Raw genomic sequence first — 21,175 nt, forward strand, 5'->3', positions numbered from 1 at the left:
AGTCGAGGGGTGTCCCAAAAGGATCGGGACACCCTTGCTCATCACCATATATCGACACGAAACAATGAATCATGCGCAATATGTTGTATTTCGTTTGAGAAGAATGAAGCTTTTGGGTCAGCCTCGTTTTTTTGTCGGCAGAGGATAGGATGGGAGCCAAGATGATGGAAAAATAAGTTTGCGGATGTGGGAAACATTTGCCTTGTACCGCCGTCTCTATTTATTTTGTGATCAAATGAAAGAACAAATTTGTGATAAAATGAAAGAACAAAAGGGAAAGCATTGCGAGTGGCGGGGAGAATAATGATGATCGCCGAGCCGTTGTTTCATCTCATTCTCATTTTCAGCGTATTGTTGCCGCTTGTATCGTTGACAGTGTTGGCGCTGTTGGGAGTAGCGGAAAAAGAAGTGGATTATTGGCAGTTGGAACATGCGCGCCTTCGATTAGAAAAAAAACTCCAAGAAAGCAAGTATATGCAGCTCCATCAACAAATCCGACCGCATTTCTTTTTCAATGCGTTGAACGCTTTCTTATCTCTGGCGCGCTTAGGAAAAAATGAAGAAATGATTCGGGGAATGGAGCATTTTGCTCTGTTTTTGCGTGATAGCTATGAGACGAAACAGCCGCTTATTCCGTTCAAACAAGAATGGGCGCATACAAACAACTATCTAGCGGTGCAGCAGCTTCGCTTCGGTTCACGGCTGTCGGTGTCGGTGCAAATGGACCCGGATGGAGAGCGTGCGCTCATTCCTTCTTATACGTTGCAAACGCTGGTAGAAAACGCATTCAAACATGGCCTTGAGAAAAAGGCGGGTGAAAAATGTTTGGCGATCGATTTTCGACGCCAAGGCAACTGGGTATATTTGCGCGTCTGCGATAATGGCAATGAAGGGAAGGAGTTATCCATCGCGAATGGAGGTGTCGGCTTGGATAATTTGCGCAAGCGGTTTGCTCGTTTGTTTGATTTGCCAACTCAGCTTGTGTTGCAAAAAGATGAGCGCGGGTGGACAGAGGCGCTTGTCGTTTGGCCGTATGTTCCAGGGGATGAGGGATAAACGATGAAGGTGTTGATTGTCGATGATGAATATTTGGAGTTGGAACAACTCACGTATTTGGTGAATCGGAAATATCCGCATTGGGAAGTATGGACGGCGGAGGATGCCGCAGAGGCGAAACGGTTGGCCGCGTCCCATCGCTTCCCGCTGGCGCTGATCGATATCCACCTTCCGGGACAGTCCGGGTTGGATTTGGCCTATGAGCTCAAACAAAAACAGCCCGATCTCGCCTTGATCATTATCACAGCCTACCAAGATTTTGCTTATGCCAAACGGGCGATTCAGCTTGAAGTGCTCGACTACTTGGTGAAGCCGCTCATCGAGAGCGAGTTTGATCAAGCGTTGTCGAAATTTGAACAAAAGCATCCAGAAGCGCTTGTCTCGTCTCCGCTCATCCGCGGGGCCCTCGAATATGTGCACCACCATTACGCGCAAAAAATCAGCTTGACCAAGGCGGCTGCCGCCGTGCACGTCCATCCGGCTTATTTGAGCAAGCTGTTTGTTGAGGAAGTCGGCATCCACTTTAAGGATTACGTCAATCGCTACCGAATTGAAAAGGCGAAAGAGCTATTGATCAAAAAGCCGGACTGGTCCATGGCGCGCATTGCTGAGGAGACGGGGTTTTCCAGCCAACATCATTTCAGCCATTCGTTTCGAAAATATGTCGGTGTGCCACCTACGAAGTATAAGGAGATCAATGGATAATGGACTGGTATATGCTTTTATTCATGGCATGCGTACTGCTGCTTGCTGCTGTGCCGCATATTGGTCGCTGCAGTTTTGTAGGGGCAGAGGCGCTTGGATTAAGCAAAGGGGTCAATGCCCTGTTAATGCGTTTCGCATCCGGAGAGCTGCTGTTGTTTGGATGTTATGCCTTTATTCATGGTGGAGTGGCGGCGGGGGTGGCGACGGCTATGGCGGTATGGGCCGCCATTTTTGTAGTTTGGCGTTCAGCAGCGGCTGTCCGCTATCGCTCCCTAACAGAGGACGGAGATCGTTGGCCGGACTGCTGTTTTACGGCGCGGGCTTTGTTTTTCTTTCGGTTTTTTGTTCGCCTTCTTTCTATTGGCCGGCTGCTTACCGTTGTCGTGTTATGCGCGTATTTGCTGCAGCAACTCTTTCGTTTTTCTCCGTATTTTTTATTCATTTGGCTCGTCTATGTGTACGTGTTTACCGTGCTCGCCGGTTGGTTGGGAATGCGGAAAATCGGAACGGTTCTGTTATACATTGTCTATATAGTGATGGGAATGGTTCCGTTTGCCTATTATCTAACAGGCGGTGTGGCGCGGCAATATGAGATGATTGTGCGCACTGTCCCAGCTTTTCTCGATGTGAACATGGCTTCGTTGTTCGTGTTGTTTTGGGTTGTGCTGACGGCGGCTGCCGGGCAATGGTTGGCTGACGAGTATGTATGGGATATTGCATCAATATTGAAAAAAGAACGCGTTATGCTGACATTTTCTATGACCGCGTTTTGCCTTGCTCCGCTTCCGTTGGCCGTCGCAGCCTTATGCGTCCCGTATGCGGCGGCCGCTTCGACTGCCGCCATACTGAAACGGTGGCTGCTCCATTCTTCTGTCTTGATTGCCTGGCCGCTTACTATTGCCTTGCTGGCGGCGTTGTCACTCAGCTTATCCCTTTCCTTGCATTCCGTTGTGCAAATCTTTTGGCGCAGGTGGAGCAGGCATCTCTCATGGACATATGTCATCTCTTTTTTGCTTGTACTAGCCCTCTTTTTTATTGCTCCCCTTCTTCCGATGCGGATGGTTATATTCCTGACCGCCTTGCTTACCTCCTCGTGTTTTGGGTTGGCTGCTTTACGGACAGGAGAGAAACCGATGGGGGTTATAGGCATGATCGGATGGGCATGTTTGTTTGCTATCGCCTGGCGATGGGGAATGCGCCATAATGAGCTGGAGGCCATAGCATGGAATGGGATTGGCAGTTTCTTGTTTACTCAGATTTATCGATTAATTCAAAAAATAAAGAAGTAACAAAAATGAATCAAAAAAATGCAAAACAGTTTGTTTGCTCCCTGTTATAATGAGACAAAAACGAAAGGGAGGAAAGCGAACATGTCATTTGTTCCGTGCACGACGGCCATTTATGCATTTAGCAAAAACCACCAACCGGTTCGAACAGTCCAGTCAGGGGAAACGTTTGTCATCGAAACGTACGACTGTTTCCAAAATCAAATTACTTCAAGCGAAACGCCGTTTGACTCGATCGATTGGAATCATATCAATCCGGCGACCGGACCGATCTATATTGAAGGGGCGGAACCCGGTGACATTTTAGCGGTAAAAATTGAACAGATTCGCCTCAAAGGACAGGGGGTCATGGCTGTCGGCCCAGGGCTCGGGGTGCTTGGCGATCGGATTCCGCAGTTTGAGGCGAAAATGATTCCGGTGGAAGAAAACCGGGCCGTATTTGACGAGCATCTTTCTATTCCATTAAATCCAATGATTGGCGTCATCGGGGTAGCGCCGAGCGGTGAGGATGTGTCGTGCGGAACGCCCGGGCCGCATGGCGGCAATATGGATACAAAGCTCATTACAACAGGGGCAACCGTTTATTTCCCGGTCTTTGTCAAAGGGGCGTTGTTCGCATTAGGCGATTTGCATGCGGCGATGGGGGACGGCGAAATCGGCGTGTCTGGCATCGAAATTCCGGGGGAAGTGACGGTCACCGTCCGGGTGATGAAAGGATATTCGCTCCACCATCCGCTGTTGCAAAACGATGATGGCATTGCGACGATCGTCTCGGCCAAAACGTTGGATGAGGCGGTCAAACAGTCGGTTGAAGAAATGGTTGATTTGCTGTTGCCGCACACTCCGTTGACGCTGAATCATTTGACGATGGTGCTCAGCGCCGCCGGCCAGACGCAGATCAGCCAAGTCGTTGATCCGCTTGTTACGGCGCGTTTCTTTGTGCCGCGCTTTGTGCTCGAGGCTTACGGCGTCCGCCTATTTGGGGAGTAAGGAGGGACGGAGATGATGCAATTGGAAACGAAAACATCAGTCGAGCAGCTCGGTTATAAACAGGAATTAAAACGGTCACTCACCTTTGTTGATTTGTTAATTTACGGAATGGTGTTCATGGTGCCGATCGCTCCTTTCGGCATTTACGGGTATGTGGCCCAAGGGTCAAAAGGGATGGTCGCCTTAGCATACTTAATCGGAATGGTGGGGATGATTTTCACCGCCTTGAGCTACGCCAGAATGGCCGAGGCGTTTCCAATCGCTGGGTCGGTGTATTCCTACGCCCAGCGAGGGATTAATGAGTATGTCGGGTTTATGGCCGGATGGGTCATTTTGCTTGATTACATTTTCGTTCCGGCTCTTCTCTACTTAGTCAGCGCCGCCGCCTTGGCCGACATTGTGCCGCAAGTGCCGATTTACGTGTGGCTCGTTCTGTTTATTGCTCTGAATACGATCATTAATATTCTCGGAATCGAGATGACAGCGAAAGCGAACAAAGTCATTGTCATCTTAGAACTCATTGTCCTTGCAGTGTTTGTGATCACAGGAATTATTGCTATTATAAAAGGTGTCAATGGAGCGCAGTTTACGTTCAAACCGTTGTACGACCCGGACCATTTCAGCATGGGAACGGTGATGGGGGCGGTGTCGGTGGCTGTCTTAAGCTTCCTTGGTTTTGATGCGGTGTCGACGCTGGCTGAGGAAACGAGGGACGGGAAATCATCGATCGGCAAAGCGATCATTTTCGCTTTGCTCGTTGTCGGTGCGCTTTTCATCGTGCAAACGTGGGTCGCCGCTCTCATTTGGCCTGATTATACGACGTTTAAAAATGCAGACGCGGCGTTTTATCAGATTGCGGAGTTGGCAGGCGGACCATGGCTGAAATGGACAACGATCGTCGCCACCGCGCTTTCGTGGGGGATCGCGAACGCGCTCGTCGCCCAGGCAGCCATCTCCCGCATTTTATACAGCATGGGCCGTGACCGCAAACTGCCCAGTGTACTGGCCAAAGTGCATCCGAAATTTCAAACGCCATACGTCAGCACGTTGCTTGTCGCTCTGATTTCGCTCATTGTCACGACGGTGTTCGCCTCACAAATTGATAAGCTCGCTTCGCTTGTCAACTTTGGCGCCCTGACGGCTTTCCTCTTTTTGCATGTATCAGTGATGAACTATTTCTTGCGCAAACAAAAAAGCAACGATTACATCAATCATTTCTTGTTCCCGTCCATCGGCTTTATCATCATCGGTTATGTGTGGGTCAATCTTGACCCGCTCAGCAAAAAGCTGGGATTGATTTGGATCGCGATCGGACTCGTTTATTTGATCTTTTTGCGGCTCACCAACAAAGACTCCCGGCTAAGTGGAGAATTGTAGACTCCTGCATGGCCTGACGCCGGCATAAAAGGCGTTGGGCCTTTGATTTTTGGCGGCGATGAAACGTTTTTCCGATCTCGACGTATTACATAGAATGAAAGGTATGAGATTACGGCGCCTTGTCAAGGCAAAACGCGTTGTGCTTGTTCGCTGCATGGTGGGCGCCAATAAAAATTGGGAAACCGGAGAGGAGAAATGAGCATGTTTGGAAAAGTCGCCGCTGATGTGCTCGGATTGAGCGACATCGGCGCGGTCATTCAACCGAAAGACTATGACAAAGTGGATGCCGATGATTATGTGATGCACGAGGATGGGGAGAAAATCTATTTTCTTATCAAATCGAAATCGGATGAGTATTGCTTCACCAACCGCGCGCTCATCCATTTGGACGGCACAAGCGCGACGAGCAAAAAACGGACGTTGCGCCGTTACGATTACTATAAGCATCCGATTTCCGACGTGTCGCTCGAAACAGCCGGGACGGTCGACCTGGACGCGGAAATCAAATTTAAAATTGGGCCGCACTCATACTCGATCGATGTGCATAAAAAGCATATTGAGGAACTGAAAGATTTGTATAAATCGCTGCTGGCGATCGCTGAGATTTGCCATGAAAATGAAATGAAGTTCGACTATGCCGAGCGGAGTCTGGAATTGGCGGCCAAGGTGTTTGCCAACATGCGCGGCGACGGCGCCAACATTGCGACCGATTTTCAAGCGGTGAACGAATATGCGTTTCAATGGCTGACCGAAGCGAAAAAGAACTATACAGTGAAAGATTTCGGCTTTGTGTTTGACAAATATATTCAACAGTGACGAGATGAAGGTTGTATCGGGGAAAGACGCCGTGCCAGAGGCGAGGTATCTTTCCTTATTTTTTTCAAGATGGCAGTATAGATGGGGCAGCTGCTTTTTGTCTGCAGGAGAGGGCTAGGATCATTCCGCATATGTAGGAGGAGAGCGTGATGGATAAACACCAACAAGCCATGATCACCGTTTCAGCCTGCTGTAAATTCATAGTTGTCAAATGCTAAACGCTGCATTATTATAAAAATGTCCATATCCGACAAATTCATCAACTCGCAGCAAGGTGCCGTGAAGGCTTAATAGGGAATCCGGTGGGAATCCGGAGCTGTCCCCGCAACTGTCAATGCGGACGAAATGAAATCGCCACTGTACGGACAGATGGCTTGCGCTGTTTTCCGTACGGGAAGGCTTCAGAGTAGGAGGAAGCATGAGCCAGTAGACCTGCCTTGCTTGCAGCAGTTTCCGACTCTTCGGGGGGTGAGATGCGGAAACGGTGGCACAGGCTTGTTTTGCGCCTGCATAGGCCGTTTCGCGCTCATTCCCCCGCCAGGACGGAATGGGCGTTTTTATTTTGCACAGCAGGAGGGGGAACAAAGAATGAAACGTTGGACATGGCCGACGGTGTTGGCGGCGCTATTCCTTTTGGCTGCCGTGCTAGTCGGTTGCAGCGGTGGGACCAATAGCAACGTCCAGCCGGCGAAAAAAGAAGAGCCGAAAACGGAACAAGCGGCGTTTCCGGTGATGGTGAAAGACGGGCTCGGCGAGGATGTGACGATCAAAGCCGAACCGAAAAAGATCGTTTCGCTCATCCCAAGCAATACGGAAATCGCCTATGCGTTGGGGCTTGGCGAGAAAATTGTCGGCGTCAGCGATTTTGACAATTATCCGGAAGACGTCAAAACGAAAACGAAAATCGGCGGCATGGAGTTTAACGTCGAGAAAATCATTTCGCTCAAGCCGGATCTCGTCTTGGCCCACGCGTCAAGCGCCCATAACTCGCGCGATGGCCTGCAGCAATTGAAAGACGCTGGCATCACTGTGCTCGTTGTCAATGATGCGAAGTCGTTTGATGATGTGTATGCGTCCATCGAATTGATCGGCAAAGCGACGGGGGCGATGGGCAAAGCGAAGCAAGTGATTCATGAGATGAAAGAGAAGCTTGCGCAAATTCAAGAAAAAGCGAAACAAATCCCGGCGGACAAACAAGCGAACGTCTGGATTGAAGTGTCGCCGCCGCCGCAAATTTATACAGCTGGCAAAGGGACGTTTATGGATGAGATGCTTCAAGTGATTTCAGCGAAAAACGTCGCCGGCGGCTTGGAAGGCTGGCCGATGGTGACAGAAGAAAAAGCAGTGGCCTATAAGCCGGACGTTATCATCACGACATACGGCGGAGCGAAGCAAGTGCTTGCGCGCGCCGCTTGGAAAGACGTGCCGGCGGTGAAAAACAAGCGGGTGTATGACGTCAACTCCGATTTAGTGAGCCGGCCGGGTCCGCGCCTTGCCGAAGGGGTCGAGGAACTTGCCAAAGCCATTTACCCGGATGTGTTCAAGTAAAACGCTGATGTACGCTCTGGCCGTTACAACGGCCGTCCTTTCGCTGCTCGTAGGGATATCGACAGGATCGCTGTCGATTCCCTTTTCTTCTATTGTTCGCATTCTTATGTCCGAATGGTTTGGCATGCCGCTTCCGTCTGACATTCCGGCCGATTGGGTGCCGATCGTCACCGCGATTCGCCTGCCGCGCGTCGCGCTCGCCTTTTTGGTCGGCGCCTCGCTGGCGATGGCCGGCGCGGCGTTCCAAGGGTTGCTGAAAAATGCTCTCGCCGACCCGTACACGCTCGGCGTCTCATCCGGCGCCTCGGTCGGAGCGGTGCTTGTCATTTTTCTCGGCTGGCAATGGCCGCTGTTTGGGACGTTTACGCTGCCGGTGGTCAGCATTTTGTTCGGCATGGCGACGCTTGCTGCCGTTTTGGCGTTCACCCGCGCCGTCGAGCGGCGTATGTCGGTCGAGACGATCATTTTAGCCGGCATTATTTTCGGCGCGTTTTTCAGCGCCTTCATTTCGCTCATGATCGCTTTGACCGGGGAAGAATTGCGGCAAATCATCTCATGGCTGATGGGGAGCGTGGCGATGCGCGGCTGGAAATACAGCGGGCTGCTCTTGCCGTTTTTCCTCATCGGCGCGGTGGTGCTGATCGCCAACGGCCGCGAATTGAACGCGTTTGCTTTTGGCGAGGCGGCGGCGCTTCATGTCGGTGTTGATGTTACGCGCCGAAAAGTGATCATTTTGACGGCGGCGGCGCTGCTTACAGGGGCGGCGGTGTCGGTGTCGGGGACGATCGGTTTTGTCGGGCTTGTCGTTCCGCATATGGTCCGGTTCGTTTGCGGGCCGAACTACCGGGTGCTGTTGCCGCTGTCGCTCTTGTATGGCGGCGCGTTTCTTGTGCTCGCCGATGTGGCGGCGCGGACGATCATTGAACCGCGCGAACTGCCGATCGGCGTCATCACCTCGTTGATTGGCGCCCCGCTGTTTGCGGTGTTATTTTTCCGAAAAACAAGGCGAAAGATGGGATGACGATGCTTGAGGTGCGCGCCGTATCACATCAGTATGGGTTAAAGCGAGTGCTTGATCATGTGACGTTTTCCGTGGAAAAAGGGGAGCTGTTCGGCATCGCCGGGCCGAACGGCAGCGGTAAAACGACATTGCTCAAACTCATTAGCAAAGAGCTCCCGCTTGTAAGCGGGGAGATCACGATTAGCGGTCAGCCGCTTTCGGCGCTGTCTGCGAAGCAATGGGCGCGGATGGCCGCCGTCCTGCCGCAGACAGCGGAAACGGCGTACGGTTATACGGTCAAGGAAACGGTGGCGCTCGGCCGCTACGCCCATCAGCGCGGCCTGTTTCCAACGTGGACGAAAGAGGATGAAGCTGCGGTTCAAGAAGCGCTCGCCGCCGTCGGTTTGATCGACAAAATCGATGAGCCGCTTGAACGGCTGAGCGGCGGAGAGCGGCAGCGCGCCTATTTGGCGCGGGCGCTCGCTCAAGAGCCGCAGTTGCTTCTGTTGGATGAACCGACGAACCATATGGACATAAGCGGACAAGTCCGGCTTTTGGACCGGCTCGTGGAAGCTGCCCGCTCCCGCGGCCTGACGGTTGTCGCCGTCTTTCATGATATGAACGTCGCTAGCTTATACTGCGATCGGGTGATTGTGTTAAAAGAAGGAAAAACAGCGGCGCTTGGAACGCCGACAGATGTGATGACGCCGGCGCTGCTTCAGGAAGTGTTTGCCGCGCCAGTGGTGCGTCAAGCCCACCCGGCGGCGGCGAAACCGGTGTTCTCGTTTGTGCCGAAAGGAAAAGAAGAATCACCAGCCGCCGGGTTTCGTTTGTCCTTTCTTGATGACGCCGCTGTTCTTGCCGCCCGAAAGCCGCTTCGCGTCCTGTCCTCGGCATTGATCGGCGCTGGGTTTCAATGGGCGACCCATTTTGTCAATCGCCAAGTCGGGTTGGATTACGATTGCGGCGATGCGGAAGGAGACATGCGCCGCTATTTGGAGCAGCGCGGGTTTTCGCCGGAACGAACGATCGGCATGATGACGGCGGTTGACGTCCGTGATGCTGTGTGGGTTCAGGAGGAAGGGGAAGCGTTTTTGGTTGCGGTCATGGCGACGGCCGGCGTCGGCAATGCAATTGATGCGGCGCGGTCGTGGCAGCATAAACCGTTTGCGGTGAAACCGGGGACGATCAATATGGTTGTTGTCATTGAAGGAAGGCTCACCGATGCCGCGTTCGTGCAAGCGGTCATGACGGCGACGGAAGCGAAGGCAAAAGCGCTCGCTGACCGTTCGGTTTGCGACCCGGAAACAGGGACGGTTGCCACCGGCACGTCGACCGATTCGCTCGCCGTGGCGGCGACGCAAACCGGGCGGACGTTTGCCTATGCCGGAACGGCGACGGAACTGGGGCGGGCGATCGGCCGGCTCGTGTATGAAGCAGTAACGGAGGCGCTTGACCGCTACAAGCGGCGGAGGGGACGGCCATGACGCACCTGTTCGCGTTGACGGTGGCTCTTCTGCTCGATGCCGCCTTTGGCGACCCGCGCTGGCTTCCGCATCCCGTGCGCGGCATGGGGAAGTTGATCGCTTGGCTTGACCGACGCTGGAATCAGGGGGCAAAGCGGCGGGCGAAAGGTGTGGCGGCCGCAGCGGCGGTGTTGGCGGTCGTTTATGGGTTGTCGGCGTTGGTCGTTTATGTGGGCTATGCGTTGTCCGTGTACGTGGGGGTGGCGGTTGAGGCGGCGCTCATTTTCACCACCATTGCGACCAAAAGCCTCGCTGAAGCGGCTGAAGAGGTGCGCCGGCCGCTTGAAGCGGGCGATCTTCCTGCGGTGCGGCGGGCGCTGTCGATGATCGTCGGCCGCGATACCGAGCAGCTTGATGAAGCCGGCATCACCCGCGCCTGCGTCGAAACGGTGGCGGAAAATACGAGCGACGGCATCACCGCCCCGCTCTTTTATGCGGCCATTGGCGGCGCGCCGCTCGCTATGCTGTACCGGGCGGTGAACACATGCGATTCGATGATCGGTTATAAAAACGAAAAGTATCGCGAATTTGGCTGGGCGGCCGCCCGGCTGGATGATGCGCTCAACTACGTTCCGGCGCGGCTGACGGCGTTCCTCATGGTATTGGTTTACGGCGGCCGTCGCTTTCGCCGTTCGTTGGCGATTTTGCTTCGCGATGCCCGCCGCCATCCGAGCCCGAACAGCGGCTGGCTCGAGGCGGCGATGGCCGGTCTGCTTGGCGTGCAGCTTGGCGGAACGAATACATACGGCGGCGTCGTCTCAGAGCGGCCGACACTCGGCGACCCGGATGTTCCGCTGCGCTCGGCTCATATCCGCCAGGCGGTCGGCATGATGATCGGAACGGTGCTTGCGTTTACGTTATTGCTATGGATCGGAGGGATGATCGTTGCGTTGGCCGGCGCATGGGGCGAATCCGCTCGCGCTTTATGAACAGTGCGGACTGGCGGCCCCGAGCGATTATATCGATTTCAGCGTCAATACGAATCCGTACCGGCTGCCGCCGTCGGCTTGGCCGGACGGCGAGGAATGGATCCGCTGGGCGGCGGAGTATCCAGATCCGGAAGCGAAGGCGCTTAGGGAGCTCGTTGCCAAGCAGGAGCAGATTCGACCCGGGCAAGTGTTGGTGACAAACGGGACGGCGGAGGCGATTTATTTGTTGGCCGCGCTGCTTGCCGGCCGGCGCGTCGGGATCTTGGAGCCGACGTTTTCCGAGTATCGGCGCGCCTGCCTTGCTTACGGATGCGAAGTCAAGTCTTTGATGGCAGAGGAAAGCCGCGGCTTTTCGTACGACATTGACAAAGCGGCGGCATGGGCGGCGGAATGTGACGCTCTGTTTGTCTGTCATCCGAACAATCCGACCGGAACCGTGATGCCGGAGCGTGATCTCCGCTCGCTCGTCGCTGCAGCGGACCAAGCGGGGACGTATATCGTGGTGGATGAGGCGTTCTATCCGTTTTGGCACGGCGGATTTACAGCCATGCGCTGGCTGGATCGCTATCCGCGCCTCATTGTGCTTCGATCGTTGACGAAAATCCATCATCTGGCCGGCGCGCGCCTCGGCTATGTGGGGGCTGATGAAGCGGTGATCGCTTCGCTGAAAACGCGTCAGCCGCCGTGGAGCACAAGCCGCATCGCGCAACAGCTGGCGCTTCGCTTTGCCTCGATGGAATCGTTTGTGGAGTGGACGAAGGAGCGGATCGCCGCCGAACGGGCGCGCGTGTTTTGGTCGCTGCCGGCCGGCCGGTATGCCGTCTCGCCGTCGGTTGTCAATTTTTATTTGTTGCGCCCGCTCTCCGGGCGGACGGAGGAGCTGTTTTTCTATTTATTGCAACGAGGAATCGTTCCGCGGCATACGAGGAATTTTCCGGGATTGGACGGACGTTACGTGCGGCTTGCGGTCAAAACGCAGGTGGAAAACGATCGGCTGCTTGAAGCGCTTGCGAGGTGGAGCGGATGATGGTGTTTGTGAGCGGCGCTGTGCGCAGCGGCAAAAGCGAAGCGGCGGAAGCGTGCGCCATCCGGCTTTCTCGCGGCGGCCGGCTTCACTATATCGCCACCGCTCAAGCAACGGATGAAGAAATGGCGGAGCGCATCCGCCGCCATCGAGAGCGGCGCGCGGCGCAGGCCGAGCATTGGACAGTGTGGGAAGCCCCGTTCTCTTCTCAGGAGATTGCCGCTTCCCTGCGCCCAGATGATGTCGTCCTGCTTGATTGCTTGACCGCTTGGCTCGCCTATGAACTGTTTTCCGGGGAAAGCTGGAAAACGGATGCCGCCGCCCAAGCCGTTGCTTGCCGCATCTTTGATGAAGTGCGGGCGTGGGCTGCCGCCTGCCGCGCGGTCGTCATCGTATCGAACGAGCTGTTTTCGGGGGGAGTGCCGGATGACTTCGGTACGTTTCGTTATATGAAAATGCTCGGTTGGCTTCACCAGCAGCTTGTGGCGGAAGCGGCGGCCGCCGCGGTCGTTGAATACGGCCTTCTCCGGGTGAAAAAAGGGCGGTGGCCGCAATGAAGACGGCATGGAACGGTTGGCTGTTGGCGCTGCAGCTGTTTACGATCATCCCGATTCGTCGCTCGATCGAATGGAACGGCGCCCATGTCCGTTGGCTTGTGCGCTGCCTGCCGCTTGCCGGGGCGCTGATTGGAATGCTTTCGGCCGGAGTGTATGCGCTCTTTTCATCGTTTTCGTTTGGCTCGCCGCTTGTTTGGGCGCTTCTTCTTCTTTGGCTCGGCATTTGGATGGCCGGAGGGATGCACGCTGACGGCTTTATGGATGTGAGCGACGCGTTTTTTTCATACCGCGACGTCAAGCGGCGGCAAGAGATTATGTCCGATTCGCGCGTCGGAGCCTTCGCCGTCTTGTCGCTCGGTTGTTTGTTGTCGTTTCGCTGGCTGTTTTTGTACGAGTCGCTCCAGGCTGGCATACCGCCGGCGCTGTTCATCGCTGTTCCGTTGTTGTCGCGGGCCGGGGCTGCCTGGCTTCTTTCCGTCGGCAAGCTGGCGAAGCCGACAGGAATGGCGGCGGCGCTAGGCGAATATAGTTCATGGCATGATGCCATTTGGGCGCTTGGACTCGCTTTTGTATTGCTTTCGCTTCTTTGTGCATCCACCGCCATTTCGGTGCAAACAGGGGCGGCGCTGGCTGCAGCGGCTGTCGTTTTGGCGGCGGCAGCAAAGCCGTGGGCGGGAAAACAGTTTGGCGGCATCACCGGGGATGTGCTCGGAGCGTTCATTGAAGGGGGAGAGACGCTGCTATGGGGCGTCATTTGGCTGTTACACTCATCCGCCATGGGATGACCGAACTAAATCGAAGGAAGGCGTATATCGGCTGGCTGGATGCGCCGCTTGCCGAAGGGGAGATCGCGCGGCTCGGCCGGCTGCGATGGGAGCCGCCTGAACCGGTGGACGTTGTGGTCACAAGCGACCTTTGTCGCTGCCGGGAGACGGTTGATTTGCTGTTTGGCGGACGCAGGGCGGATTGGTGCACGAGCCGTTGGCGCGAACTTTCCTTTGGCGCCTGGGAAGGAAAAACGTTTGCTGAGCTGGAAGCGGAACCCGCTTACCGCCAATGGCTTGCGTCGCCCTTTTCTGCGGCGCCGCCCGACGGAGAGCGCTATGCCGAGTTTCAGGCGCGCATCAAACAGGCGCTCGCGGAGACGATCGCTTTGGCCGAGCAAAGCGAAGCCCGCCATGTCGTGATCGTCACCCATGGCGGCCCGATTCGCCTCCTGCTCAGGCAGTATGCGCCCGATGCCCGTTCGTTCTGGGAATGGGAGGTGCCGTTTGCCGGCGGATATACGCTTGTATCGACGTTCGAGCGTTGGAAAGAGGGAGAGCGGTGCATTTCGTTATCGGCGGTGCATTTCAAGGAAAACGAAAATGGGTGCGGGAACGATACGGAATAAATGACGGAGTTCATATTATATGGCATAACGGTTATGTGGAGCCGTATGGGCCGCCGGGCGGCGTCGAAACGGCGAAAACAGTCGTCTTAGATGGTTTGGAAGCGGCCATCCGCCCCCGTCCGGACGCAGATGAGTGGGAATCCTACTTCCGGGCTTGGCAGCGGTGGGAAGCGGCAGCGCCTAACCGTACAGTCGTCTGGATCGGCACCGATGTGACGCAAGGCGTTGTCCCGGTTGATCCGGAAGAGCGGCGCTGGCGCGACGCCGTGGGAATGTGCTACCAGAGGCTGGCGTCCATGTGCTGCCGCGTCGACCGGCTTTGGTGCGGGTTGGCGGAACGATTGAAATAAGGGGGAGAGGAAAATATGAAATTGTATACGCGGACCGGAGACCAAGGGAAAACGAGTTTAGTCGGCGGGCGCGTGGACAAAGACCATTTGCGCGTCGAGGCGTACGGGACGATTGACGAGGCGAATTCGTTCATCGGTTGGGCGCTTGCGCTGCTTTCAGGCGATGAGCGGTTTCGCGACCTTTGCGCCGAACTGCAAAAAATCCAGCACGAGCTGTTTGACTGCGGCGGCGATCTGGCCATCGTCAACGGCAAGCTGCCGTATAAAGCGAACGAGGAGATGGTCACATTTTTAGAAGAGCGCATTGATGCATACATGCAAGAGGCGCCGCCATTGCAAAAATTCATTTTGCCGGGCGGCTCCAAGGCGGCTGCGGCGCTCCATATGGCGCGCACGGTGACGAGACGGGCGGAGCGGTGCATCGTTTCCTTGCAAAAAGCGGAGTCGATCAACGATGTCGTGCTCAAATATATGAACCGCCTGTCCGATTATCTGTTTGCCGCTGCTCGGGTTGTGAACGCTCGTTTAGGGGTGAAGGACATCGAGTATGAACGGAGCGCCATTGTGTTCCGTGACAAGGAGGAGAAGCAATGACCCGCCGATTCGCTTGGATAGCTGTTTGTTTGGCGCTTTCTGTCATCGGATCGTTTATTAAGCTGCCGACGTTTGTCGGCAGCATCGCTTTGGACAGCGCGCCGGCGCTTGTCGCCGCTGCTGTGCTTGGCCCGCGCGCCGGAGCGGCCATCGCTGGGCTGGGGCATTTAGTTTCGGCGTTGATCGGCGGTTTTCCGCTCGGCCCGGTTCATTGGTTTGTCGCTCTTGAAATGGCGGGGCTTGGCGCGTTGTTTGCCGTGTTGCATCGGCGGGGATGGAAACTAGGCAGCGCTGTCGTATTTTTCATCGGCAATGCGTTTTTGGCGCCGCTGCCGCTTGTCGTTTCGTTCGGCTGGCCGTTTGTTTTTGCCGTCATTCCGCCGCTTTCGGCCGCCGCCGCGGTCAACGTGTTGATCGCGATGGCTATCATGCCGGCTGTCATACGCCTAGCGGCAAAGGCAGGGGTGGGGGCGCCGCATGCGTGATGTGCTTTTTCTTCCGTTTGCTGACGGCATGGAGCTCGCCATTGCCGCCGACGGTTCAGCGGCGGTCGGGGACAAGCCGGCTGACGCCGTGTCCGCTCCGGTGGACGTCGTGGCGTATTTTGCCGTCCGCGTCGCTTTAATGGAATTGTTAAGCATTGGGGCGGAAGCGAAAGCCGTCGTGCTGCAAAACTTCATCGCCGATGACCGGTGGGAAGCGCTTTGCCGCGGCATCAGGCGAGCGTGCCGCGAGCTGGGGATCGATCTCCCTATCACCGGCAGCACGGAATCGAATTTTCCCACCGAGCAGTCAGCGCTTGGGGTAACAGCGATCGGGCTTGTGTCGGCCGGACGGAAGCGGATCGGCGTGACGCCGGATGCGGCAAAGTTTGCCGTCATCGGCCGTCCGCTCGTCGGCCCGGCCGTGCTGGCGCATTCCCAATGGGTCGCGCCGCTGTCGCTGTTTGTTGAACTCCTAGCTTCTCCATACATTTACGAGTTGATCCCGGTCGGTTCCAAAGGCATTTACTACGAATGGACGCAGCTGTTGACTGCTAACGGCCGCCAATGGCGGTCCTGCGCCTGCCCGCTTCCGCTGTTTGCCTCCGGCGGCCCGGCGACGTCCGTTCTTGTCAGTTACGATCCGGATGGCGAACGTGAAATCAAAAAGCAAGCCGGCTCTCTCTTTTTTCCACTGCACGTCGAGTGGTAAAAGCCGGCTGCTTTTGGTGAAAAAAATCATTCCCTTTTTAGCTCGGACCCGTTATCATGAAGATAATGGGATTTTTTTGTCGTGGTCCATGGGGGAGATAGGGGGAGAGAAGCGATGGACCCCGTCTTTGAACAGTTGTATGAAAAGTACCATCATGATTTGTTTAATTTTTTATTCTACATGGTGCGGAATCGAGAGCAGGCCGAAGATTTGGTTCAGGAAGTGTACGTCAGAGTGCTGCGCTCATACAAACGATTTAAAGGGCAGTGCAGCGAAAAAACGTGGCTGCTGTCCATTGCGCGCCATGTGGCCATAGATTTTTTCCGCAAGCAAAAACGCCGACGCCAATGGGCTGGTTCGGTGGAATGGAGCGAGGAACAAATCGGCGCCGACGAGCCGATTCCTGAGGAGATAGCGATTCAAAAAGAGGAGATTCAGCTTATGTACCGTGGTTTGGCACGTTGCACGATTGATCAGCGGCTTGTGCTCGTCCTACGATTCATCCAGTCGCTGTCGATCGCGGAAACGGCGGAAGCGCTCGGCTGGACGGAAAGCAAAGTGAAAACAACGCAGCACCGCGCACTAAAGGCGCTCAAGCAATATATGGAGGAAGAGGCAAAACAGGAGGGGTGGCGGTGTGAAAAAGCTCAATTGGAATGAGCGATGCATTGAGCATGGCCTTGAACAGTTGCCCGTCATCAAAGACCGGCGCACGAAAGAAGAAGTGTACGTCCGGCTGGTGCGCGCTCAGCGGATGGCGCGCTGGAAGCGGCGTTGGCTCCCAGCGATTGCATCGGCGGCCGTGCTTGCATCGGCGGTTTATGCCGGTCCGCATTTCATCGTGCCAACACGTTCGGACAAAAACGAGGCTTTCTCATCCCCTGTTCAGACGTTGCAGGCGGATGGCGCTTCCTCTCACCCAAAAGCGATAATGGCCGCCAGCGAACCGGAGAATGCAGTGGTTATTGCCTTGCCCGATGAGCGAATCGGCCAAGTGGTGCCAGTGGTTGTTCCCCTTCCTGGCCGCTTTGCGCCGGCAGAACGGCTGTCCGCGGCGCTGAGTGAGCTTTCCCGTTCCCCGTTGCGTGAGGCGTCCGCGTGGCTCGACGGTGTGAAGATGGCCCCGGCGGCAGGCGATGGGCGCATATGGGTTGTTCGCGTTCCAGCGAGCCATCGCGTGTTTGCCGCCAGCCATGAGGAACAACGCCTCTTTTTCGAAGCGGTCATGGAAACAGTGCGGCAGATGGGCGGGCGAAGCATCCGCTTTTTCACTGGGGAGGAGGAAGGGCTCGATTTGCCGGTGTTTGGTCGTCTCAAAACAACAAAGATCAACGAGCAGAAGCGAATGTATTATCAAAACCGCTCCTCCTCCTTCGGCTATACGGTGCTCATCCCGGCGCCAGGCAGCGCCCGCTCGTTTCCTGAGGCGCTGCAGCAGATGAAAAAATCGGCGATCCACGGGCTTGAGCCGGCCATTCCACCAGGGGTGGAAGTTGATTCGGTCGATGTCGATGCGCGCCATGCGACGGTCCGGCTTCATTTGTCCGCTCGGCCAAGCGCGGAAGAAGCGGCGAGCATGGCGGAGGCCGTGCTGCTGACGGCGAAAGAGTTTGGGCTGCTTGATGTCACATTCGAGTCGAGCGGGTTATCGACTCTTGGCCCGTATCCGCTTGGGAAGCCGATCAACGTGCCGGCCGGACCGAACGCCGCGCTGCTGGCAACCGGCCCGTAGCCGCCAGCGTGAGCTCTTAGCTGTTTTTAGACGGCATCATTTTGTTACATTTTTGTTAATGTCGACGCGAGGCCGTTCTATCGGCGTTCGTTTTGACATAAGACATATATGGCGCGACATAGGCAAGGAGGGATGGAAATGGGCGATGTGATGAGACGCCTCTTGGCGGTGGCTGGTGTGGCGGTATGCGTCGGACTGTTGTTTCTTGTCGGCGCCAACGGATGATTGGATGAATATTCGCAAAACGGTTGTCCTTTCTTGCGGTAATGCGTTATAATGAGAAAAACAGCAGGAGAGGAGAAACACCGATGTTGACCGATTACCATAACCATTTGGAACGAGGGGCGTTGACGCTTGATTATTTGCGCCAGTTCACGGATGCAGCGGCCAAAAAAGGCATTCAGCATTTCGGCATTTCCGAGCACGCGTACCATTTCTATCAAACGAAAAACATTTTGTCAAATCCGTGGGTCGAGGCGCGCCGCTGCTACGATATGGCCGATTACGTCCGGTTGTTCCACGAAGCGTGGGATGCGGGCATCGATGTGAAAATGTCGATTGAAATGGACTATACACCGGGCAAACACGAGGAAATGGCCGCCTTCATCCGTTCATACGAGTTTGACTATGTCATCGGTTCGATCCATTGGGTCGATGATTTCGGCATCGACTTAGTCGAATATCGCCACGAGTGGGAACGGCGCGATTTGTACGATACATACCGCAAATATTTCGATCAAGTCGTGACATTCGCCGAGTCGAATTTGTTTGACATTATCGGCCACCTCGATTTGGTGAAAATTTTTAAATACGTCCCGGAAGATGAGGAATTTTTGCTTGAACAATACGACCGGGCGACCACAGCGCTCGCCAATTCGAAAACGTGCGTCGAAATCAGCACCGCCGGGCTGCGCAAGCCGGTCGGCGAACTGTATCCGGATCCGCGCCTGTTGAAAATGTGCTATGACAAAGGCATTCCGATTGTGTTGTCGTCCGACGCGCACGTGCCTGAGCACGTCGGCGCCGACTTTGACAAGGCGGTCGAACTCGCCCGCAGTGTCGGCTATACCGAGCTGATGACGTTCTCGAAAGGCGAGCGGAAGGCGGTGCCGCTCGGCTGAATGGAACTGACAAAGCACGAGGGTGTCCCAAAAGGATCGGGACACCCTTTCTTATTACTGTATGTAGGCATAAAACAATCATTAAGAAACGATATGTTGTGTTTAAGGAAAAACAACCTTTTGGGTCAGCCCCATTTCATCACCGCCTTTTCGCAAGAGGGAACTATACGATGCGAATGGCTGCTGTGGGGCTTGCTCGACTGAAAAACGCAGGCTCCTTTCTGGGAAGGCCTGCGTTTCGGTATGATCCGCCCGCAGAAGCGGGTGATTATGCTTCGAGCCGTTTCACCGTTTCGATGTCATCAATTTGCGCCAACACCTGCAATACTTCATCATCGACCGGTTTGTCAAGCGATAAGATCATCATCGCCTTGCCCCCCGCTTCTTGGCGGCCGACTTGCATGGTGGCGATGTTGACATCGTGCGCCCCAAGCACGTTCCCGACTTTGCCGATCATCCCCGGCCGGTCTTGGTGCTGGATATACAGGAGATGGCCTTCCGGGGCAAAGTCGATGGCGACGCCGTCAAAATGGACGATGCGGTCGCCGTAGTTTGGCACGTGCGTTCCTTTGATCGTGAACGTTTTGTTTTCGCCATGGACGGTGAGCGAAATGCAGTTCGCATAGCCGTGCGTTTCATCGGAAAATTTTTCGCCGTATGTGATGCCGCGCTCTTTGGCGACCATGGCGGCGTTCACCTCGTTGACGGTTGAGGCGACGCGCGGCCGCAGGAAGCCGGCGAGCAGGCTGCGGGTGATGTACGTCGTCTCCAGATCAGCGACCGTGCCGGCGTAGGTGACCGATAGCTCTTGCACCGGGATGTTCATAAACTGCGATGCGATCAAGCCGAGCTTCCGGCCTAAATGATAGAATGCTTGAATTTTTTCATAGACATCTTTCGACAACGCCGGCAAGTTGATCGATGAGGTGACTGGCCGTCCTTCAAAAAAGTGGAGCAGCTCTTCCGCGACTTGGGTGGCGACGTTCAGCTGCGCTTCGACGGTCGACGCCCCTAAATGCGGCGTGACGATCACATTGTCAAACGCTAAAAGCGGGTGATCCCCTGGCGGCTCTTGTTCAAAGACGTCGAGGGCGACGCCGGCGACATGTCCGCTTTCCAAGAACGGGATGAGTGCCTGTTCGTCGATGATGCCGCCGCGGGCGCAGTTGATCAAATAGACGCCCTTTTTCGTTTTCGCCAAGTTTTCTGTGCCAAGCAACCCACGCGTTTCTTTCGTGAGCGGCGTATGAACGGTGATGATGTCAGCCACGGCCAGCACTTCGTCAAGCGAGTGAATCGAGACGCCGAGTTTTTCGGCGCGTTCTTTCGTTAAAAATGGGTCGTACACGTGCACGCTCATGCCAAAGGCGCGCGCCCGTTTGGCGACTTCCGAACCGATGCGGCCGAAGCCGATGATGCCCAATTTTTTGCCAAACAGCTCGTTGCCGACAAACGCCGAGCGGTTCCACTCCCGCGATTTGACGGAAATGTGCGCCTGCGGGATGCGTCGGACGAGGGCGGCCATCATGGCAAAGGTATGCTCAGCGGCCGAAATCGTATTGCCGTTCGGCGCGTTAATGACGACGATGCCGCGTTTCGTCGCTGCATCGACATCAATGTTGTCGACGCCCACCCCGGCGCGGCCGATAATTTTTAAGTTTGGCATTTTTTCCAATAGTTCTTCCGTCACTTTGGTGGCGCTGCGCACGAGCAAAGCGTCAAAGGTGTGCAATTCCTCTTCCGCTTCGTTTACTTTCTTTTGTACGATGTTGATCTGCGCCGATGCGCAGAGCGGCGCCAAACCTTCTTCACTGATGGCGTCGGAAACGAGTACGCGAAACACAGTGGGTGCCCCTTTCTGTTTCAAGGATGTTAAATTTCTGATAATTTAACATGCGAAAGCGGTTTCTGTCAATGGGGAGAAAAGAAGTCATACCAATGAAAACGTTTTTTTTGATCGGGAATGTTCGGGTTTTG

Annotated in this window: 22 protein-coding genes and 1 riboswitch; of the genes, 21 read left to right on the forward strand and 1 reads right to left on the reverse strand. The window is 55.2% G+C overall.

Translation table 11 applies throughout. The annotated features are described in order from the left end of the window. The first annotated feature begins 306 nt into the window (after positions 1–306). From LG52_RS04030 to LG52_RS04130, 21 genes are all read left to right on the forward strand, one after another. The gene (locus LG52_RS04030; RefSeq protein ID WP_044730967.1) at positions 307–1,056 is read left to right on the forward strand and encodes a sensor histidine kinase; all 750 of its coding nucleotides are present in this window, start codon (positions 307–309) and stop codon (positions 1,054–1,056) included. 3 nt (positions 1,057–1,059) lie between these two features. Continuing rightward, positions 1,060–1,761, forward strand: a complete 702-nt coding sequence (locus LG52_RS04035; RefSeq protein WP_044730968.1) for a helix-turn-helix domain-containing protein — start codon at positions 1,060–1,062, stop codon at positions 1,759–1,761. Next, positions 1,761–3,050, forward strand: coding sequence for a hypothetical protein (locus LG52_RS04040; protein WP_044730969.1), 1,290 nt, complete (start codon positions 1,761–1,763; stop codon positions 3,048–3,050). The genes LG52_RS04035 and LG52_RS04040 overlap by 1 nt, the downstream gene beginning before the upstream one ends. 81 nt (positions 3,051–3,131) lie before the next feature. After that, a complete protein-coding gene (locus LG52_RS04045) occupies positions 3,132–4,037 on the forward strand; it encodes an acetamidase/formamidase family protein (protein ID WP_044730970.1) in 906 nt (301 codons plus the stop codon). Positions 4,038–4,049: 12 nt separating this feature from the next. Continuing rightward, on the forward strand, positions 4,050–5,414 hold the full coding sequence (locus LG52_RS04050; RefSeq protein ID WP_082056109.1) for an APC family permease: 1,365 nt from the start codon (positions 4,050–4,052) through the stop codon (positions 5,412–5,414). Positions 5,415–5,615: 201 nt separating this feature from the next. Then, positions 5,616–6,230, forward strand: coding sequence for a PH domain-containing protein (locus LG52_RS04055; RefSeq protein WP_044730971.1), 615 nt, complete (start codon positions 5,616–5,618; stop codon positions 6,228–6,230). Positions 6,231–6,485: 255 nt separating this feature from the next. Then, a riboswitch (cobalamin riboswitch) is annotated at positions 6,486–6,685 on the forward strand. Between the two features lie 133 nt (positions 6,686–6,818). After that, on the forward strand, positions 6,819–7,778 hold the full coding sequence (locus tag LG52_RS04060) for an ABC transporter substrate-binding protein (protein WP_044730972.1): 960 nt from the start codon (positions 6,819–6,821) through the stop codon (positions 7,776–7,778). Continuing rightward, complete coding sequence (locus LG52_RS04065; protein WP_044730973.1) at positions 7,744–8,799, forward strand: iron ABC transporter permease; 1,056 nt, start codon at positions 7,744–7,746, stop codon at positions 8,797–8,799. Before LG52_RS04060 ends, LG52_RS04065 begins: the two co-directional genes overlap by 35 nt. Further along, positions 8,796–10,265, forward strand: a complete 1,470-nt coding sequence (locus LG52_RS04070) for an adenosylcobinamide amidohydrolase (protein WP_044730974.1) — start codon at positions 8,796–8,798, stop codon at positions 10,263–10,265. The genes LG52_RS04065 and LG52_RS04070 overlap by 4 nt, the downstream gene beginning before the upstream one ends. Continuing rightward, positions 10,262–11,233, forward strand: coding sequence for an adenosylcobinamide-phosphate synthase CbiB (gene cbiB / locus LG52_RS04075; protein WP_044730975.1), 972 nt, complete (start codon positions 10,262–10,264; stop codon positions 11,231–11,233). Before LG52_RS04070 ends, cbiB begins: the two co-directional genes overlap by 4 nt. Then, on the forward strand, positions 11,190–12,260 hold the full coding sequence (cobD, locus tag LG52_RS04080) for a threonine-phosphate decarboxylase CobD (protein WP_044730976.1): 1,071 nt from the start codon (positions 11,190–11,192) through the stop codon (positions 12,258–12,260). The genes cbiB and cobD overlap by 44 nt, the downstream gene beginning before the upstream one ends. Next, positions 12,257–12,814 (forward strand): bifunctional adenosylcobinamide kinase/adenosylcobinamide-phosphate guanylyltransferase, encoded by a 558-nt coding sequence (locus LG52_RS04085; RefSeq protein WP_044730977.1) that lies wholly within the window; start codon positions 12,257–12,259, stop codon positions 12,812–12,814. Before cobD ends, LG52_RS04085 begins: the two co-directional genes overlap by 4 nt. Continuing rightward, complete coding sequence (locus tag LG52_RS04090; RefSeq protein ID WP_044730978.1) at positions 12,811–13,599, forward strand: adenosylcobinamide-GDP ribazoletransferase; 789 nt, start codon at positions 12,811–12,813, stop codon at positions 13,597–13,599. The genes LG52_RS04085 and LG52_RS04090 overlap by 4 nt, the downstream gene beginning before the upstream one ends. Then, the gene (locus tag LG52_RS04095; protein WP_044730979.1) at positions 13,557–14,207 is read left to right on the forward strand and encodes a histidine phosphatase family protein; all 651 of its coding nucleotides are present in this window, start codon (positions 13,557–13,559) and stop codon (positions 14,205–14,207) included. The genes LG52_RS04090 and LG52_RS04095 overlap by 43 nt, the downstream gene beginning before the upstream one ends. Then, positions 14,141–14,557: a bifunctional adenosylcobinamide kinase/adenosylcobinamide-phosphate guanylyltransferase gene (locus tag LG52_RS04100; protein ID WP_044730980.1), complete on the forward strand. Its 417-nt coding sequence runs from the start codon at positions 14,141–14,143 to the stop codon at positions 14,555–14,557. The genes LG52_RS04095 and LG52_RS04100 overlap by 67 nt, the downstream gene beginning before the upstream one ends. Before the next feature lie 15 nt (positions 14,558–14,572). Next, positions 14,573–15,151 carry a cob(I)yrinic acid a,c-diamide adenosyltransferase gene (locus LG52_RS04105; protein ID WP_044730981.1) on the forward strand — a complete coding sequence of 193 codons (579 nt, stop codon included), beginning with the start codon at positions 14,573–14,575 and terminating at the stop codon, positions 15,149–15,151. Further along, entirely contained in the window at positions 15,148–15,636 is a 489-nt protein-coding gene (locus LG52_RS04110; RefSeq protein WP_044730982.1) for an ECF transporter S component, read from the forward strand. Before LG52_RS04105 ends, LG52_RS04110 begins: the two co-directional genes overlap by 4 nt. Continuing rightward, positions 15,629–16,345 (forward strand): AIR synthase related protein, encoded by a 717-nt coding sequence (locus LG52_RS04115; protein WP_044730983.1) that lies wholly within the window; start codon positions 15,629–15,631, stop codon positions 16,343–16,345. The genes LG52_RS04110 and LG52_RS04115 overlap by 8 nt, the downstream gene beginning before the upstream one ends. 114 nt (positions 16,346–16,459) lie before the next feature. Next, positions 16,460–17,005 (forward strand): RNA polymerase sigma factor SigX, encoded by a 546-nt coding sequence (gene sigX, locus LG52_RS04120; RefSeq protein ID WP_044730984.1) that lies wholly within the window; start codon positions 16,460–16,462, stop codon positions 17,003–17,005. Continuing rightward, positions 16,983–18,077 (forward strand): GerMN domain-containing protein, encoded by a 1,095-nt coding sequence (locus tag LG52_RS04125; RefSeq protein ID WP_044730985.1) that lies wholly within the window; start codon positions 16,983–16,985, stop codon positions 18,075–18,077. Before sigX ends, LG52_RS04125 begins: the two co-directional genes overlap by 23 nt. Before the next feature lie 308 nt (positions 18,078–18,385). Further along, entirely contained in the window at positions 18,386–19,198 is an 813-nt protein-coding gene (locus tag LG52_RS04130; protein WP_044730986.1) for a histidinol-phosphatase, read from the forward strand. Positions 19,199–19,466: 268 nt separating this feature from the next. Here LG52_RS04130 and serA read toward each other — a convergent pair whose 3' ends face one another. Further along, positions 19,467–21,041, reverse strand: a complete 1,575-nt coding sequence (serA, locus tag LG52_RS04135) for a phosphoglycerate dehydrogenase (protein WP_044730987.1) — start codon at positions 21,039–21,041, stop codon at positions 19,467–19,469. Positions 21,042–21,175 lie beyond the last annotated feature (134 nt).

It is taken from the genome of Geobacillus kaustophilus (assembly GCF_000948285.1).
GTDB classification, from domain to species: Bacteria; Bacillota; Bacilli; order Bacillales; family Anoxybacillaceae; genus Geobacillus; species Geobacillus thermoleovorans_A.

Coding starts and splice junctions, on each gene's coding strand:
- LG52_RS04030 (WP_044730967.1), top strand. CDS start 307: ATGATCGCCGAGCCGTTGTTTCATCTCATTCTCATTTTCAGCGTATTG.
- LG52_RS04035 (WP_044730968.1), top strand. CDS start 1,060: ATGAAGGTGTTGATTGTCGATGATGAATATTTGGAGTTGGAACAACTC.
- LG52_RS04040 (WP_044730969.1), top strand. CDS start 1,761: ATGGACTGGTATATGCTTTTATTCATGGCATGCGTACTGCTGCTTGCT.
- LG52_RS04045 (WP_044730970.1), top strand. CDS start 3,132: ATGTCATTTGTTCCGTGCACGACGGCCATTTATGCATTTAGCAAAAAC.
- LG52_RS04050 (WP_082056109.1), top strand. CDS start 4,050: ATGATGCAATTGGAAACGAAAACATCAGTCGAGCAGCTCGGTTATAAA.
- LG52_RS04055 (WP_044730971.1), top strand. CDS start 5,616: ATGTTTGGAAAAGTCGCCGCTGATGTGCTCGGATTGAGCGACATCGGC.
- LG52_RS04060 (WP_044730972.1), top strand. CDS start 6,819: ATGAAACGTTGGACATGGCCGACGGTGTTGGCGGCGCTATTCCTTTTG.
- LG52_RS04070 (WP_044730974.1), top strand. CDS start 8,796: ATGACGATGCTTGAGGTGCGCGCCGTATCACATCAGTATGGGTTAAAG.
- cbiB (WP_044730975.1), top strand. CDS start 10,262: ATGACGCACCTGTTCGCGTTGACGGTGGCTCTTCTGCTCGATGCCGCC.
- LG52_RS04085 (WP_044730977.1), top strand. CDS start 12,257: ATGATGGTGTTTGTGAGCGGCGCTGTGCGCAGCGGCAAAAGCGAAGCG.
- LG52_RS04090 (WP_044730978.1), top strand. CDS start 12,811: ATGAAGACGGCATGGAACGGTTGGCTGTTGGCGCTGCAGCTGTTTACG.
- LG52_RS04095 (WP_044730979.1), top strand. CDS start 13,557: ATGGGGCGTCATTTGGCTGTTACACTCATCCGCCATGGGATGACCGAA.
- LG52_RS04105 (WP_044730981.1), top strand. CDS start 14,573: ATGAAATTGTATACGCGGACCGGAGACCAAGGGAAAACGAGTTTAGTC.
- LG52_RS04110 (WP_044730982.1), top strand. CDS start 15,148: ATGACCCGCCGATTCGCTTGGATAGCTGTTTGTTTGGCGCTTTCTGTC.
- LG52_RS04115 (WP_044730983.1), top strand. CDS start 15,629: ATGCGTGATGTGCTTTTTCTTCCGTTTGCTGACGGCATGGAGCTCGCC.
- sigX (WP_044730984.1), top strand. CDS start 16,460: ATGGACCCCGTCTTTGAACAGTTGTATGAAAAGTACCATCATGATTTG.
- LG52_RS04130 (WP_044730986.1), top strand. CDS start 18,386: ATGTTGACCGATTACCATAACCATTTGGAACGAGGGGCGTTGACGCTT.